Below are 280 nucleotides of genomic sequence, written 5' to 3' on the forward strand. Positions count from 1 at the left end.
GCACGCGCGAGGGAGTCAGTCGCCGGAGCGAAGCGGAGGCGACTGACGAGGCTGGGGAGGCGTGAGGCTGTGCGGCTGCTGTCGGGCGGGATTCGAAGGGGCAGCCGCGAGGCGGACAGAGGCGACGTAAGGACCGCAACGAAGGAGCGACAGCGACTGAGTGAGGACCGCAGCGAGCGTCTGTCCGCCTCGCGGCTGGGGCTTCGGCGGTCACAGTCGTGACGAGATCAGCCACCTATAGCCGAGCGGCTGGGGCTTCGGCGGTCACAGTCGTGACGAG

General features: G+C 69.3%; 1 protein-coding gene. It reads left to right on the forward strand.

Translation table 11 applies throughout. From position 1 onward, the window contains the following. Positions 1-222: hypothetical protein (locus tag C472_RS17675; protein ID WP_206536582.1), on the forward strand; the 222-nt coding region annotated here is incomplete at its 5' end. Positions 223-280: the final 58 nt, after the last annotated feature.

It is taken from the genome of Halorubrum tebenquichense DSM 14210, from assembly GCF_000337415.1.
Classification (GTDB): domain Archaea; phylum Halobacteriota; class Halobacteria; order Halobacteriales; family Haloferacaceae; genus Halorubrum; species Halorubrum tebenquichense.